Genomic DNA, 15,590 nt, shown 5'->3' on the forward strand with positions numbered 1-15,590 from the left:
ACCCGCTAGGCCTTGCGCATCATCAGCCAGAGGCTTATCAGGAAGAAGCTGGCGCTCGGCAACAGCGCGCCGATGATCGGCGGTATGCCGTAGACCAGGGTCAGCGGGCCGAAAATCTGGTCGAGGACATAGAAGATAAAGCCGAAGCTAATCCCCGTCACCACCCGCACGCCCATCGGCACGCTACGCAGCGGGCCAAAGATAAACGACAGCGCCATCAGCATCATCACCGCCACCGACAGCGGCTGGAAGATTTTGCTCCACATATTGAGCTGGTAGCGTCCCGGATCCTGGCCGCTGGACTTGAGGTATTTCACATAGTTGTGCAGCCCGCTGATCGACAGCGCATCCGGATCCAGGGCAACCACGCCCAGTTTGTCCGGCGTCAGGTTGGTTTTCCAGGTGCCGCTCACCATCTGCGACCCGGTCACCTGCTTTGGATCGGTCAGGTCGGATTCATCCACCTGCGACAGACGCCACACTTTATTTTCGCTATCGAATTTTGCCGAAGCGGCATAGCGCACCGACTGTAAACGACGCTCCGGGTTGAAGGCATAGATGCTGACGCCCCCCAGCTCATCGTTGCCTTTTACGCGTTCGATATAGACAAAGTTGTGGCCATCTTTCGCCCACAGCCCCTGCTGGGTTGAGAGCAGCGAGCCGCCGTACATCTGCTGGGCACGGTAGTTGCGCGCCATCTGTTCGCCCTGCGGCGCCACCCACTCGCCGATGGCCATGGTCAGCAGCACCAGCGGGATCGCGGTTTTCATTACCGCCAGCGCTACCTGCAGCCGGGTGAAACCGGATGCCTGCATCACCACCAGTTCGCTGCGCTGGGCCAGCATCCCCAGCCCCAGCAGCGCGCCAAGCAGCGCCGCCATTGGGAAGAAGATCTGGATGTCCTTCGGCACGCTGAGGATGGTGTAGAGACCAGCGCCCAGCGCATCGTAGCTGCCCTGCCCGGACTTTTTCAGCTGATCGACAAACTTGATAATGCCGGAGAGCGACACCAGCATGAACAGGGTCATCATGATGGTGTTGAAAATCGTCTTACCGATATAACGGTCAAGTACGCCAAACGCCTGCATCAGGCCGCTCCTTTATTAAAACGGGCGCGGAAGCGGCGCATCGGCACCGTGTCCCACAGGTTTAACAGCACCGCCAGCGCAAAATAGAGCAGGTTAATCGCCCACATCCAGATAGCCGGGTCCATTTTGCCTTTGCCGCCGTTCGACTTAATCGACGTTTGCAGCAGGAAGAACACCAGGTAAAGCAGCATCGCCGGCAGCATCGACAGCACGCGGCCCTGACGCGGGTTCACCACGCTGAGCGGCACCACCATCAGCGCCATAATGAAGACGGTCGCCACCAGCGTGAAGCGCCAGTGCAGTTCGGCGCGCGCGCGGTCGGTGTGGGTTTTCCACAAGGTGCGCATATCCATCTGTTCGGTGTCGTCCGGATCGGCGCTCACCGCCTGGTGGCCGATAATAGCCTGATAGTTATTGAAGTCGGTAATGCGGAAGTCGCGCAGCATCGCGGTGCCTTCAAAGCGGGTGCCCTTGTTGAGGGTCACCACCTGCGAGCCGTCTTTCTGCTGCGACAGCTCGCCGGAATCCGCCACTACCACCGAGGGGCGCGCATTGCCTTTCGGACGCAGCTGGGCAAGGAAGACGTCATGGAAGCGGTTGCCGTTGACGCTTTCGATAAACATCACCGCGTTACCATCGCTGGCCTGCTGGAACTGGCCCTGGGCCAGCGCCGCCATACCGGGGTTAGCTTTAGCTTCGGCCAGCACCTCGTCCTGATGGCGCGACGACCACGGCCCCGCCCACATAACGTTGACCGCCGCCACCGCGCCAGTGAACAGCGCAAGGATCATCGCCGCCTTGATCAGCACGGCTTTGCTCAGGCCGCAGGCGTGCATCACCGTAATTTCACTTTCGGTGTACAGCTTGCCGAGGGTCATCAGCAGGCCAAGGAACAGACTTAACGGCAGGATAAGCTGCGCCATCTCCGGGATGCCGAGCCCCAACAGCGAGAGCACCAGATTGGTTGGGATATCGCCATCCACCGCGGCGCCGAGGATCCTGACTAATTTCTGACAAAAGAAAATCAGTAACAGGATGAATAGGATCGCCAACTGGCTTTTCAGCGTCTCACGAACCAGATATCTTATGATTATCACTATAAATACGCCCGTAAAAACCCGTTTTAGTGCAGGAAAATTGCTTGTTTCATGGCTTAAACGTCATTTATTCTCTTTGGTCGTCGAAAACGTCGCTAAGATTAAATGACTCATCGGTTCTGCATGTCAGGATCTTTTCTGACGAACCCAGGCCTTAATAACGTTAAGATTAACACGAAGTCACCGCAACAGCGGATATGAGTTACGAAAGCTTGCAATTATATACTCAATGGATTTCGAGTTGTAAGAAGGCAGCAGGGCTGTGGCCCCTGGCGCGCACAATGTGCCACGTCAGGGTAAGCAGGCGCAGCCGGCGCATCTGCAACTTGAAAGGCGACGAGTATAGCCGTAGCCACCACTGTTGTCTTTAAGATTCAGGAGCATAGTGCATGGAGTTCAGTGTAAAAAGCGGTAGCCCGGAGAAGCAGCGGAGCGCCTGTATCGTGGTCGGCGTCTTTGAACCACGTCGCCTCTCCCCCATCGCCGAACAACTCGATAAAATCAGCGACGGCTACATCAGCGCCCTGCTGCGTCGCGGCGAGCTGGAAGGCAAACCTGGCCAGACGTTATTGCTGCACCATGTGCCAAACATTCTGTCTGAGCGCATTCTGCTGATTGGCTGCGGCAAAGAGCGCGAGCTGGATGAGCGTCAGTATAAGCAGGTCATCCAGAAAACCATCAATACCCTGAATGATACCGGCTCAATGGAAGCCGTCTGCTTCCTGACCGAGCTGCACGTCAAAGGCCGTAACAACTACTGGAAAGTTCGCCAGGCGGTTGAAACCGCCAAAGAGACGCTGTACAGCTTCGACCAGCTGAAGACCAACAAAAGCGAGCCGCGTCGCCCGCTGCGTAAAATGGTCTTTAACGTGCCGACCCGTCGCGAGCTGACCAGCGGCGAACGCGCCATTCAGCATGGCCTGGCGATTGCCGCCGGCATCAAAGCGGCAAAAGATCTTGGCAATATGCCGCCGAACATCTGTAACGCCGCCTATCTGGCCTCTCAGGCGCGTCAGCTGGCCGATACCTACAGCAAAAACGTCATCACCCGGGTGATCGGCGAACAGCAGATGCGCGAGCTGGGGATGAACGCCTACCTCGCCGTCGGCAATGGGTCGCAGAACGAGTCGCTGATGTCGGTCATCGAATATAAAGGTAACCCGGCTGAGGACGCGCGCCCTATCGTGCTGGTCGGTAAAGGCCTGACCTTCGACTCTGGCGGTATCTCCATCAAGCCTGCCGAAGGCATGGACGAGATGAAGTACGACATGTGCGGCGCGGCGGCGGTGTACGGCGTGATGCGGATGGTTGCCGAACTGCAGCTGCCGCTGAATGTCATCGGCGTGCTGGCGGGCTGTGAGAACATGCCTGGCGGCCGCGCCTATCGTCCGGGTGACGTCCTGACCACTATGTCCGGCCAGACGGTGGAAGTGCTGAACACCGACGCCGAAGGCCGCCTGGTGCTGTGCGACGTCCTGACCTACGTTGAGCGCTTCGAGCCGGAAGCGGTTATCGACGTGGCGACGCTGACCGGGGCCTGCGTGATTGCCCTCGGCCATCACATCACCGGCCTGATGTCGAACCATAACCCGCTGGCCCATGAGCTAATCGGCGCCTCCGAACTGGCGGGCGACCGCGCATGGCGTTTGCCGCTGGCCGACGAGTTCCAGGATCAGCTGGAGTCCAATTTTGCCGATATGGCGAACATTGGCGGCCGTCCTGGCGGCGCGATCACCGCCGGCTGTTTCCTGTCGCGCTTCACCCGCAAGTACAACTGGGCGCACCTCGACATCGCCGGTACCGCCTGGCGTTCCGGTAAGGCCAAAGGCGCGACCGGTCGTCCGGTGGCGCTGCTGTCGCAGTTCCTGCTCAATCGTGCGGGTTTTAACGGCGAAGAGTGATGTGATATGCCGGGTGGCGGCGATGCCTTACCCGGCCTACAAACGGCAGCACACTGTAGGCCGGGTAAGCGTAGCGCCGCCCGGCTTTGCATTTAAATCCACAACAAGAAGCCCCATATATGAAAAACGCAACGTTCTATCTTCTGGACAATGACGCCACCGTCGACGGCCTGAGCGCCGTCGAGCAGCTGGTGTGTGACATTGCCGCAGAACGTTGGCGCAACGGCAAGCGCGTCCTAATCGCCTGCGAAGATGAACAGCAGGCGATTCGCCTCGACGAGGCGCTGTGGTCGCGGCCGCCGGAGAGCTTTGTGCCGCATAATCTGGCGGGCGAAGGCCCGAGAGGCGGCGCGCCGGTAGAGATTGCCTGGCCGCAAAAGCGCAACAGCAGCCCGCGGGATATTCTTATCAGCCTGCGGCTAAACTTTGCAGATTTTGCCACCGCTTTCACAGAAGTGATAGACTTTGTCCCTTACGAAGACAATCTGAAACAACTGGCGCGCGAACGCTATAAGGCGTACCGCATGGCTGGTTTCAACCTGAACACGGCAACCTGGAAATAATGGAAAAGACATACAACCCACAAGATATCGAACAGCCGCTTTACGAGCACTGGGAAAAGCAGGGCTATTTCAAACCGAATGGTGATGAAAGCCAGGAGAGCTTCTGCATCATGATCCCGCCGCCGAACGTCACCGGCAGTTTGCATATGGGTCATGCCTTCCAGCAAACCATCATGGATACCATGATTCGCTACCAGCGCATGCAGGGCAAAAACACCCTGTGGCAGGCCGGTACCGACCACGCAGGTATCGCTACCCAGATGGTGGTTGAGCGTAAGATTGCCGCTGAAGAAGGGAAAACCCGCCACGACTACGGCCGCGACGCCTTTATCGACAAAATCTGGCAGTGGAAAGCGGAATCCGGCGGCACCATTACCCGTCAGATGCGCCGTCTCGGCAACTCCGTGGACTGGGAGCGCGAGCGCTTCACCATGGACGAGGGGCTTTCCAATGCCGTGAAAGAAGTCTTTGTTCGCCTGTACAAAGAAGACCTGATCTACCGCGGCAAACGCCTGGTTAACTGGGACCCGAAACTGCGCACCGCCATTTCCGACCTCGAAGTGGAAAACCGCGAATCGAAAGGTTCCATGTGGCACATCCGCTACCCGCTGGCCGATGGCGCGAAAACCGCTGACGGTAAAGATTACCTGGTGGTCGCCACCACCCGTCCGGAAACCCTGCTGGGCGATACCGGCGTGGCCGTTAACCCGGAAGATCCGCGCTACAAAGATCTGATTGGCAAATTCGTGGTGCTGCCGCTGGTTAACCGCCGCATCCCGATCGTGGGCGACGAGCACGCCGACATGGAAAAAGGCACCGGCTGCGTGAAGATCACCCCGGCGCACGACTTTAACGACTACGAAGTGGGTCGTCGTCACCAGCTGCCGATGATCAACATCCTTACCTTTGACGGCGACATTCGCGAAAGCGCGGAAGTCTACGACACCAAAGGCAATGAATCCGACGTCTACTCCAGCGAGATCCCGGCGGAGTTCCAGAAACTGGAACGCTTCGCGGCGCGTAAAGCCGTTGTTGCGGCAGTTGACGCCCTCGGCCTGCTGGAAGAGATCAAACCGCACGACCTGACCGTCCCTTACGGCGATCGCGGCGGCGTGGTGATCGAGCCGATGCTGACCGACCAGTGGTACGTGCGCGCGGACGTGCTGGCCAAGCCAGCAGTCGAAGCCGTTGAAAACGGTGATATTCAGTTCGTGCCGAAGCAGTACGAAAATATGTACTTCTCCTGGATGCGCGATATTCAGGACTGGTGTATCTCCCGTCAGCTGTGGTGGGGTCACCGCATCCCGGCATGGTATGACAACGACGGCAACGTCTACGTAGGCCGTAGCGAAGACGAAGTGCGTCAGGAAAACAACCTGAGCGCCGACGTTGCCCTGCGTCAGGATGAAGACGTTCTCGATACCTGGTTCTCCTCCGCGCTGTGGACCTTCTCCACCCTCGGCTGGCCGGAAAACACCGACGCCCTGCGTCAGTTCCACCCGACCAGCGTGATGGTGTCCGGCTTCGACATCATCTTCTTCTGGATCGCCCGCATGATCATGATGACCATGCACTTCATCAAAGATGAAAATGGCAAGCCGCAGGTACCGTTTAAGACCGTCTACATGACCGGTCTGATCCGCGATGACGAAGGCCAGAAGATGTCCAAGTCCAAGGGTAACGTCATTGACCCGCTGGATATGGTTGACGGTATCACCCTGCCGGAGCTGCTGGAAAAACGTACCGGCAACATGATGCAGCCGCAGCTGGCGGATAAAATCCGCAAGCGTACCGAGAAACAGTTCCCGAACGGCATCGAGCCGCACGGCACCGACGCCCTGCGCTTCACCCTGGCGGCGCTGGCCTCTACCGGCCGCGACATCAACTGGGATATGAAGCGTCTGGAAGGTTACCGTAACTTCTGTAACAAGCTGTGGAACGCCAGCCGCTTCGTGCTGATGAACACCGAAGATCAGGATTGCGGCTTCAACGGCGGCGAAATGGTGCTCTCCCTGGCCGACCGCTGGATCATCGCGGAATTCAACCACACCGTGAAAGCGTATCGCGAAGCGCTGGATAACTTCCGCTTCGATATTGCCGCCGGCATCCTGTACGAGTTCACCTGGAACCAGTTCTGCGACTGGTACCTGGAGCTGACCAAGCCGGTTATGAACGGTGGCAACGAAGCGGAGCTGCGCGGGACTCGCCATACTCTGGTCACCGTGCTGGAAGGTCTGCTGCGCCTGGCGCATCCGATCATTCCATTCATTACCGAGACCATCTGGCAGCGCGTGAAAGCGATCTGCGGGATCACCGCCGACACCATCATGCTGCAGCCGTTCCCGCAGTACGATGCTTCTCAGGTGGATGACGCGGCGCTGGCCGACACCGAATGGCTGAAGCAGGCGATCGTCGCCGTGCGTAACATCCGTGCGGAAATGAACATCGCTCCGGGCAAACCGCTGGAACTGCTACTGCGCGGCTGCAGCAAAGATGCCGAGCGTCGTGTGAACGACAACCGCAGCTTCCTGCTGAACCTGGCGCGTCTGGAAAGCATTACCGTGCTGCCTGCCGATGATAAAGGTCCGGTCTCGGTGACCAAGATTGTCGACGGCGCCGAGCTGCTGATCCCGATGGCGGGCCTCATCAATAAAGAAGATGAGCTGGCGCGTCTGGCGAAAGAAGTGGCCAAAATCGAAGGTGAAATTGGCCGCATCGAGAGCAAGCTGGCCAACGAAGGCTTTGTCGCCCGCGCGCCGGAAGCAGTGATCGCTAAAGAGCGCGAGAAGCTGGAAGGCTACGCGGAAGCGAAAGCGAAGCTGATTGAGCAGCAGGCGGTGATCGCCGCGCTGTGATCCTCCCGCCCCTTGCCACCCGGCAAGGGGCGTTTTTTATGAAACATCCTCGCTTGCGCTTTCCCCTGTCGCGATGTTATTAACATCATCATTCGTCTTTTTTGGGTAATGAGTCATTGTATGAATACGAGCGTCCCCGCGGCGACGTTGCTGCGTCGCATTACGGCGGCAGACAATGCCGCCATCGCCAGGGTCATCCGCCAGGTCTCGGCTGAATATGGCCTGACCGCCGATAAAGGCTATACGGTCGCCGACCCGAATCTCGATGAGCTGTATGAGCTGTACAGCCAGCCGGGCTCCGCCTACTGGGTGGTGGAGCAAGAGGGGGAAGTGGTTGGCGGCGGCGGCGTCGCGCCGCTCGCCTGCAGCGAGCCGGATATCTGCGAGCTGCAGAAAATGTATTTTATGACCAGCGCCCGCGGCCAGGGGCTGGCGAAGAAGCTGGCGCTGCTGGCGCTGGACTACGCCCGCGAACAAGGGTTTAAGCGCTGCTATCTGGAAACCACCGCCTTCCTGACGGAGGCGATCGGCTTATATGAACATCTCGGCTTCGAGCACATTGACGGACCGCTGGGCTGCACCGGCCACGTTGACTGTGAAGTGCGGATGCTGAAAACGCTGTAGCGCCTCGATATCGCAGGCGTCCCCGGTAGCGCTACGCTTACCGGGGCTACACGGCTAAGCGTAGCGCGAGCCGGGGTATGTCCCGGATGGCACCGCTGGCACCTTACCCGTGCTCGCGGTGCCGTTTTTTTGTCGGGTGGCGGCTAACGCCTTACCCGACCTACGGCCCGTACCATTGCGAGCTGAAGCTCTCAACGCTATCTCTCCCCATGGCTACTGAAACTGCCGGTGTTAGTGACTACAGGGCCCGAATATCGTGGGTTACGCCGCTACCGGCACACCGCTGTGAAAGCGGAACTCGGCCTCCGGACGGAGGATCAGCGCCGCTTCCGCCTCGCCGAGCTGGCGCACCCGCTCGCTGATATCTTCTCCGGCAATCTTCTGCGCCAGATCCAGATAGTCCTGATAGTGACGCGCCTCGGAGCGCAGCAGCGACAGGTAGAACTTTTGCAGATCGTCGTCCAGCCACGGCGCCAGGGCGGCAAAGCGTTCGCAAGAGCGGGCCTCGATATAGGCGCCGCAGATCAGCTTATCGATCAGCATCACCGGCTCATGCGAGCGCACTTCGCGCCGCAGGCCGCGGGCATAGTTGCTGGCGGTGATTTTGACGTAGGGGATATCGCGCGCCAGCATCATCTCCCGCACCTGCCAGAAATGATGCAGTTCCTCTTTAATCAACAAAATCATGCTGTCCAGCAGCTGGCGGCCCCACGGGTCGTCGGTCTGCGGCATGGCGCTTTTGTTGATCCGTTTATGCAGGGTGACAAAATCCGGCTCCGGCCCCCGGCGGTAGGTGAAGTCTTCGTACGGCTTCAGGCAGGCCAACAGTTCGTCGGCGTCAGCTTTATCCGCGACGTAGCGACGCACCAGCAGCATGGCGTTCTGCGCCGCTTTCAGCTCGCACACCATATGGTCGGTTAGCAGCAGCGGCAGGTTTTCCGGCTTGCGGGCTTCGTCAATCCACGCCTGCGGCGTCGGGCAGTGCAGGAAGCTGATAATCGGGGAAAGAATCTGCGGGTAATCCATGAAAGTTCCTTGCTATACGGCGGCAGGCGCCGCCGTATCCATCTACGACATTTGCGACTTAGTGGCGAACACCATCGTCGTCTTCATCGACATACTCTTCGTCATCGTCGTCGCCGTCTTCACCGTTCGGGTCCTCATAATAGGTGCCCCAACCGTCATACTCGACGTCATATTTTTCTGCCAGCGTCATCAGCTGTTCCACCTGGGCATCGATCAGGTCTGCGTTCAGCGCGCATTCGCTCAGAATATCGCAGCAGATGACCATGTCACCCTCTTCCACTTCCAGCTCTTCGGGCTCGGTCACTTCGTAGCCCAGCTTGAACGCTTCAACCGCCACTTTCTCCAGGGTTTCGAAATCGTCTGCAGAGAGGTGATGCTCAATCGTGTACAGTGCGTCCGGATCGCTGCCATCTTCCAGCAGCTCTTCGATAATCAGACGCGTCTCTTCACGCTGTTCTTCCAGGTGTTCCGGGTTTGCCATGGCTCGTTCCTCATAATGTGCGGCAGTTATCCCTATTGTCACATACCGCCGTCATTGCCTCCACTTCTCAGTGAAAGATTTCGATCACAGACTTGCAAATGAATATTCATACATATAAATTGAATTTTAATTCAATTAGTGGCCTATACCAGGTGAGGGAACCATGTCTGCGTTTTACCAGAAGCATTTTTTAAAGTTACTCGATTTTACGCCTGCAGAAATCACCGCCCTGCTCGAGCTGGCGGCAAAGCTGAAAGCCGATAAGAAAAACGGTATCGAAGTCCAGAAACTGGCAGGAAAAAACATCGCGCTCATCTTCGAAAAAGACTCAACCCGTACACGATGCTCTTTCGAAGTTGCCGCATACGATCAAGGCGCCCGCGTGACCTATCTGGGGCCCAGCGGTAGCCAGATTGGCCATAAAGAGTCGATCAAGGACACCGCCCGCGTGCTCGGACGGATGTACGACGGCATTCAGTACCGCGGCCACGGCCAGGAAGTGGTAGAGACCCTGGCGCAATACGCCGGCGTGCCGGTGTGGAACGGCCTCACCAACGAGTTCCACCCCACCCAGCTGCTGGCGGACCTGCTGACCATGAAAGAGCATCTGCCGGGCAAAGCCTTTAACCAGATGACGCTGGTCTACGCCGGCGACGCGCGCAACAACATGGGCAATTCGATGCTGGAAGCCGCCGCCTTGACCGGTCTGGATCTGCGCCTGGTGGCGCCATCGGCCTGCTGGCCGGAGGCCGCGCTGGTGGAGACCTGCACCGCGCTGGCCAAACAGCAGGGCGGCAACATCACCCTGACGGAAGATATCGCCGCGGGGGTGAAAGGCGCCGATTTTATCTATACCGACGTCTGGGTCTCAATGGGCGAGGCGAAGGAAAAATGGGCCGAACGTATCGCCCTGCTGCGCGACTATCAGGTTAACAGCGCGATGCTGGCGCTCACCGGCAACCCGCAGGTCAAGTTCCTCCACTGCCTGCCGGCGTTCCACGACGATCAGACCACGCTGGGCAAACAGATGGCTGCCGATTACGGCCTGCACGGCGGCATGGAGGTGACTGACGAGGTGTTTGAGTCGGCGGCGAGCGTGGTCTTCGACCAGGCGGAAAACCGGATGCACACCATCAAAGCGGTGATGGTGGCGACGCTTTCACGCTGAAATCAGAAACTAAACGTGTAACGCTCGGCGACGATATACTGTTCTCCATAATGAATAGGCTGATGCTGGCTATCCAGAATTAGCGTTTTCATCAGGAATAACGGTTCGCCGGGCGGTTGCTTCAGCAGCGGTGCGCTGTCAGAATCCGCACGCACCATTTCTACTGTCGTTTCACCCGCATAGGTAGGCACGATCGCATATTTTTCACGCAATAGCTGATACAGCGACCCGCTAAGATCCTCCTGCTGTAAAAAACCTAATCGTTTCAGAGAGTAGTAATTATTCTCTAACATTAACGGCGCATCGCCAGCGATCCTAAGGCGTTGGATATAAAGCACGGAATCATCGCTCTCAAGCTCAAGAAGCTGACGCGCATTACGATAGTCCCGCAGAATCTCACGACGAGTCACTACGCTATGGGTTGGTAGATGATTAGCATCGCATGCGGCAGTAAAGCTAAGTAAGTGAACAACTTTACGCTCAATTTTAGGCAGACAGACAAAAGTCCCCTTCCCCTGCTTTTTTACCAAATAGCCTTCGGCTACCAGCTCTTTCACTGCGTTGCGCACTGTAATACGGCTGATATTGTAGAGTTCGCTGAGCTCAATCTCGGTGGGGATTTTCTCTCCTTCAGCGAGTTTCCCGGAAGAAATATCGCTGAGGATTTTATCTTTTAGCTGCCTGTATAACGGTACGGAAGTATTCTGTTGCAGTCCAAAATTCGACATAAAAGAGGTACCAGCACGGCCATTAATGCGAAGCAGGATTATAATCGAAGCGCGCACATCAAACTACGACGGCGCGCATATCCTTCAGACCCAGGCCGAAATCGCAGCAAAAGCAGCGCTAACTATCCACAGCACCGGAAACAGCGGCGCAATGGCCTTTAACCACTGACCAAACCCAATGCGCGCAATAGACAACCCAGCCAGCAATACACCGCCGGTAGGAGAGACCAGGTTCGTCAGGCCATTGCCAAATTGATAAGCCATCACCATCGCCTCTTTATTGATACCAACCAAATCGCCTAACGGCGCCAGCACGGGCATAGTGAGCGCGGCCTCGCCCGAAGATGAGGGCACAAAAAAAGTGATGACGTTATGCCCTAATAGCATCAGAGTGGTAAACGCATACTGCGGCAACCCTTCCAGCATTTCAGACAAACCAAATAGCAACGTATCGATAATTCGTCCGTTCTCCGCCACCACCAGAATACCGCGCGCAAGACCTATGACTACGGCGGCGTAGACAAACTCTTTGCACCCTTCGACAAAGCTGTCGGCCATCCCGCTAATACCCATGCGCCCGACGATCCCGGAAAACAGCCCCAGAGCCAGGAACACAGAGCCGATCTCAACCATGTACCAGCCACGCGTGATTAGCCCCCATGAGATGACGGCCAGCGCCAGCACAAAGGCGATGATAATTACCCGATCGGCGATGGAAAAATGGACCGACGTATCCTGTATCGACAAAAACTGCTCGCGGTTGCGACAATCATTTTCATATACCGGCGACTTTTGCGGAGTGCGTTTAACACGGTGCGCGTACCACATGGTGTAAGCAATCGCCAGTAGCGTGAAGACCAGCCATGCAATAGCACGTAGCCAAAGCTGCGGATTTCCCTGAATACCCGCTACGCCCTGGGCAATGAGTACAGAGAACGGATTGGTCATTGCGCCAACGTAGCCAATCTGGGTTCCCAGAAAAAGAATCAGGATCGCAGTCATTGAGTCATAACCCAGCGCGAACATCAGGGAGATAAAGATCGCATACAGGGGAATCACCTCCTCGCTCATACCAAAAGTCGCGCCTCCCAGGCTAAACAAGGTCATTGCGATAGGGATAACCAAAATTCCTTTACCTGCCAGGCGTTCAGCCAGCGCCACCAGACCCCGCTCAATTGCGCCAGTACGTAAAATAATGCCAAAAGCGCCACCAACAATGAGCACAAACGCCACTACGTCGGCGGCCTTGATAATCCCCTCCATCGGCGCGGCCAGTACGGCGGCAATACCCTGACGTAAATCGCCCTCGCTGCTGACTTTGTCCAGCAGATGATAAGACCCTGGGATCACTAATGTTTTCGTTTCACCGCCGGGTAAGGTCACTGAGTGATAATCAAAACTGCCGCTGGGAATACACCATGTCAGCAGCGCTACTAATATAATAATGAAGAAAATCAGAGCGTAGCAGTGTGGCATCGCCCACTTTATTTTTGCAATACGCATAATCCGCCTCGATAAGATGTTTATATTATGTTTGCCGTCTTTCGGCATTTTTAGAGTTACAGAAGGTCATGGGTAATACGGCCATCCACCAGGGTCAGTACAACGGTAGAAGTCCGTAACTCATCATTCGGGCAGCTCAACAAATTACGGTCAAAAACCGCGATATCCGCGCGTTTTCCCGGCTCAAGGCTACCGGTCATCTCTTCCATGCCGTGGTGTCGAGCACTATTCAGCGTCCATGCCGTTAAGAGCTGTTGTCGGGTCATTCCGCGTTCGCGGTACCAGCCATTCACGGGTGAACCATCAGGGAACTGACGACTGCAGGCGGCATACATCGAGTCAGGAACAGAAGGAATAAACAGAGGCAGATCGGTGCCAATAGTCACCGTCACGCCAGCCCCAAATAGTGCGGCATAATCGTAGAATTGCGCTTCGCGCTCTTCCCCATAGCGTTCGCGCATATAGGCCCCTGCTTCGCAGGGGTTAAGGAGCAGAATTTGTGCATAAACTTCGGCAAAAAGGCCGAGCTCAGCCATTCTGGGAATATCGTTTGGATGCGGACATTCCAGATCGCTCAGAGAATGTCTAACCACGCTCTGCGGGTGACGCTTACGGCATTCGGCAAAAATATCAATACAGCGGCGAATTGCGGCATCGCCCTCCGCATTCATACAGCAGTTGAATCCACGAGCATCAGCCAACAAAACCTGCTGGCGCAGGGCATTATAATCAACGGGTCGTTCATTGTTCGTGCCGGGACGATCGGCATAGGGGTAAATCATATCGCCGGTATGATCGGCAATAACGCCATCGACCATAAATTTAAAGCCATGAAACCGCAGCCATGGCGAATGAAAGCGGCGTCGGGCCTGTTCACCGAAAGCAAGATCGACAGGCGCAGATACGGGCTGAGAAACAATGCTTACTCTCAGCAATAGCGCATCCTCTTTTTCCAGTTCATCCCAGGCATTCATCAACTGCGGCGCATCGTTGAAACAAACGTCTTTTATTGCCGTGATTCCCTGCCCGGCAAGTCGGGCCATAAATGCCCGCATTTCTTTTTTTAACTGTGCGGTATCAGACAGCATCTCATCCAATAATGCGATTCTCGCCTCCGCGCTGCACTCTTCAGCGGTAAAGCCATAAAGCTCCACGGCGGCACGGTTCATCCAGCAATAGCTTTTGTCATCGTTAATGGCGACAACCGGTCTCTGCGGGAAAGCGTCATCCAATAGTCTGGCATCAGGCACCGCTCCCCAACGGGCAGCAGACCAGCCCCAGCCATAGAGGCTTTTCTCCTCAGGGAGAAGTTTTTCTGCATCCTGTAATAGTTCAAGGGCATGATTACTATCGCGGGCGGCATGGAGATCGACGCCACGCTGCATGCTCATATAGCCGGTAAAAAACGTGTGATTATCGCAAAATCCGGGACAAATCAGGCGATCGCCAAGTTCGATAAAGCGAGTTCTTTCACCTCTCCAGGTTTGAATATCTTCCCCATTCGCTATCATCGCCGCGATAGCGCCGTTTTTAATGACTACATATCCGCTAAATAGCTCATTTCTGGCAGCAGTAAAAATAGCATCAGAACGTAAAATCAAATCAGCAGCATCACTATGCATAATTCTTTCCTCACGGAAAAAGCGCAGGAATCCCCCTTTCCGCCCGGCTAGCGGACGGAAATCAGTACGGAAAAATGAGAGATGGCGTTATAGGTTAGTAGTGAGTCCCGTAGCCAAATGCCCCTTCTTTCAGGCAAATTTGTGCCGAGAAAGCTGCTGCTTTTTGCAGGCTATTGGTAATCGCTTCGCGCTTGTTACCCGTAGGTTGGGCCAGAAAATGGCAAATGAAAGCGGTAATAAAAGCATCACCTGCCCCCATTGTATCGACGGGAGTGACGTAATCGGGTGCCTGCTGATACCAATCCTGCCCGTCAAATAAAATCGCGCCTTCATCTCCACGCGTCGCGCAGACAATGCGACTTCCGCTGGCCTGCGCTTGTTGCACAATTTCACGTGTTTGCGCCAGGCTGTAGTCGGCGCATGAGAAGAAGGCGAAGTCGACGTAACGGCACAGCGGCAGCGCCTGCTCCAGTACAAAGTCATCTGAAAAATCGAAAGAGACAGGAATGTTGAGCTCGCGTAACTGAGGTAAGTGCGTCTCCATATAGCTATAACAGCCGCTATGGATCAGATCAAACTCACGCAGGTATTGCTCATGCTGAAAAATAAAATCCATCGAAGTTGTCTTGCGAATACCCCCGGCGTTCGAACCAAGAAATATCCGTTCTCCCTCTTCGATTTTCAGCTGTGCGCAGCCATTCTCTCCTGCCACCTGCAGACAGTGTGGCCACTTGACGCCAACTTTATCCAGCACCTGCATAACGTGTTCCGCAGCGGCATCATTACCAAAAATCCCCAGATAGGCCGCATTGTGCCCCAGCATGGCCGCATAAGCGGCAAAGTTCAGCGCATTTCCACCGGGATACATAGTCTGAGTATGAACATATTTATCGACGACGTTATCGCCAATTCCAATCACATTCATCATAATTCC

The 15,590-nt window shown here is 56.1% G+C and carries 14 protein-coding genes; 6 read left to right on the plus strand and 8 right to left on the minus strand.

Features of this window, described 5'->3' with window-relative positions; genetic code table 11:
- Positions 1–5 precede the first annotated feature (5 nt).
- On the minus strand, positions 6–1,088 hold the full coding sequence (gene lptG, locus KB892_RS22765; protein WP_002886956.1) for an LPS export ABC transporter permease LptG: 1,083 nt from the start codon (positions 1,086–1,088) through the stop codon (positions 6–8).
- Complete coding sequence (lptF, locus tag KB892_RS22770) at positions 1,088–2,185, minus strand: LPS export ABC transporter permease LptF (protein ID WP_002886955.1); 1,098 nt, start codon at positions 2,183–2,185, stop codon at positions 1,088–1,090. The genes lptG and lptF overlap by 1 nt, the downstream gene beginning before the upstream one ends.
- Before the next feature lie 389 nt (positions 2,186–2,574).
- Here lptF and pepA point away from each other — a divergent pair, with 389 nt between their 5' ends.
- From pepA to KB892_RS22790, 4 genes are all read left to right on the plus strand, one after another.
- Positions 2,575–4,086, plus strand: coding sequence for a leucyl aminopeptidase (pepA, locus tag KB892_RS22775; protein WP_002886954.1), 1,512 nt, complete (start codon positions 2,575–2,577; stop codon positions 4,084–4,086).
- Positions 4,087–4,205: 119 nt separating this feature from the next.
- Positions 4,206–4,649 carry a DNA polymerase III subunit chi gene (gene holC, locus KB892_RS22780; RefSeq protein WP_002886953.1) on the plus strand — a complete coding sequence of 148 codons (444 nt, stop codon included), beginning with the start codon at positions 4,206–4,208 and terminating at the stop codon, positions 4,647–4,649.
- Positions 4,649–7,504: a valine--tRNA ligase gene (locus tag KB892_RS22785; protein ID WP_002886952.1), complete on the plus strand. Its 2,856-nt coding sequence runs from the start codon at positions 4,649–4,651 to the stop codon at positions 7,502–7,504. The genes holC and KB892_RS22785 overlap by 1 nt, the downstream gene beginning before the upstream one ends.
- 120 nt (positions 7,505–7,624) lie before the next feature.
- The gene (locus KB892_RS22790) at positions 7,625–8,128 is read left to right on the plus strand and encodes a GNAT family N-acetyltransferase (RefSeq protein ID WP_004152275.1); all 504 of its coding nucleotides are present in this window, start codon (positions 7,625–7,627) and stop codon (positions 8,126–8,128) included.
- Positions 8,129–8,389: 261 nt separating this feature from the next.
- On the opposite strand, the gene miaE is transcribed toward KB892_RS22790, so the two are convergent.
- Positions 8,390–9,154, minus strand: coding sequence for a tRNA isopentenyl-2-thiomethyl-A-37 hydroxylase MiaE (miaE, locus tag KB892_RS22795; RefSeq protein ID WP_002886948.1), 765 nt, complete (start codon positions 9,152–9,154; stop codon positions 8,390–8,392).
- A 58-nt stretch (positions 9,155–9,212) separates the two neighbouring features.
- On the minus strand, positions 9,213–9,635 hold the full coding sequence (gene rraB / locus KB892_RS22800) for a ribonuclease E inhibitor RraB (RefSeq protein WP_002886947.1): 423 nt from the start codon (positions 9,633–9,635) through the stop codon (positions 9,213–9,215).
- Between the two features lie 98 nt (positions 9,636–9,733).
- Here rraB and argL point away from each other — a divergent pair, with 98 nt between their 5' ends.
- On the plus strand, positions 9,734–9,829 hold the full coding sequence (gene argL / locus KB892_RS31695; protein WP_370701738.1) for a putative translational regulatory protein ArgL: 96 nt from the start codon (positions 9,734–9,736) through the stop codon (positions 9,827–9,829).
- The gene (gene argF / locus KB892_RS22805) at positions 9,799–10,803 is read left to right on the plus strand and encodes an ornithine carbamoyltransferase (protein ID WP_002886946.1); all 1,005 of its coding nucleotides are present in this window, start codon (positions 9,799–9,801) and stop codon (positions 10,801–10,803) included. Before argL ends, argF begins: the two co-directional genes overlap by 31 nt.
- 2 nt (positions 10,804–10,805) lie before the next feature.
- Here the strand turns inward: argF and KB892_RS22810 are convergent, their stop codons facing one another.
- The 4 genes from KB892_RS22810 to KB892_RS22825 all read right to left on the minus strand — a co-directional run bounded on the left by KB892_RS22810 (position 10,806) and on the right by KB892_RS22825 (position 15,581).
- Positions 10,806–11,531, minus strand: a complete 726-nt coding sequence (locus KB892_RS22810; RefSeq protein ID WP_002886945.1) for a GntR family transcriptional regulator — start codon at positions 11,529–11,531, stop codon at positions 10,806–10,808.
- An 84-nt stretch (positions 11,532–11,615) separates the two neighbouring features.
- A complete protein-coding gene (locus tag KB892_RS22815) occupies positions 11,616–13,034 on the minus strand; it encodes a YfcC family protein (RefSeq protein WP_004152274.1) in 1,419 nt (472 codons plus the stop codon).
- A 56-nt stretch (positions 13,035–13,090) separates the two neighbouring features.
- The gene (locus KB892_RS22820) at positions 13,091–14,656 is read right to left on the minus strand and encodes an amidohydrolase (RefSeq protein ID WP_004177656.1); all 1,566 of its coding nucleotides are present in this window, start codon (positions 14,654–14,656) and stop codon (positions 13,091–13,093) included.
- Positions 14,657–14,750: 94 nt separating this feature from the next.
- Entirely contained in the window at positions 14,751–15,581 is an 831-nt protein-coding gene (locus tag KB892_RS22825) for a PfkB family carbohydrate kinase (protein ID WP_002886941.1), read from the minus strand.
- Positions 15,582–15,590 lie beyond the last annotated feature (9 nt).

The sequence above is a fragment of the Klebsiella sp. P1927 genome (assembly GCF_018204675.1).
In the GTDB taxonomy this organism is placed as follows: Bacteria; Pseudomonadota; Gammaproteobacteria; order Enterobacterales; family Enterobacteriaceae; genus Klebsiella; species Klebsiella pneumoniae.